The organism is Salinarimonas soli, from assembly GCF_008386575.1.
GTDB classification, from domain to species: Bacteria; Pseudomonadota; Alphaproteobacteria; order Rhizobiales; family Beijerinckiaceae; genus Salinarimonas_A; species Salinarimonas_A soli.
Genome location: NZ_VUOA01000229.1, coordinates 1 through 385, shown reverse-complemented (window position 1 = coordinate 385; position 385 = coordinate 1). Strand labels below are relative to the sequence as shown.

At 42.6% G+C, this 385-nt stretch carries 1 protein-coding gene; it reads left to right on the top strand.

Features of this window, described 5'->3' with window-relative positions:
- Positions 1-351, top strand: a 351-nt coding sequence (locus F0L46_RS27915) for a troponin (protein ID WP_188312170.1), incomplete at its 5' end; no start/stop codon positions are given.
- Positions 352-385: the final 34 nt, after the last annotated feature.

The following is a 385-nucleotide window of genomic DNA, read 5'->3' as shown; positions in this document are numbered from 1 at the left end:
ATTGACGACGCCAACGAAGATACTATTAAGAGGGTTTGCAAAGACTACCATGAACGCATCGCTCGTCTTGAAGATGAAAAATTCGATCTGGAATACATCGTTAAAAGGAAAGATATGGAGATCTCCGACCTGAACTCCCAAGTCAACGACCTCAGAGGCAAATTCGTCAAGCCCGCACTAAAGAAGGTTTCCAAATACGAAAACAAATTCGCCAAGCTAAAGAAGAAGGCCGCCGAATTCAACTTCCGTAACCAATTGAAGGTCGTGAAAAAGAAGGAATTCACCTTGGAAGAGGAAGACAAAGAGGCTAAGAAGGCAGAGAAAGCTGACTGGGCTATCGGCAAGAAGTAAACAAACTTAAAACGTAACTTTCAATCAACGAACA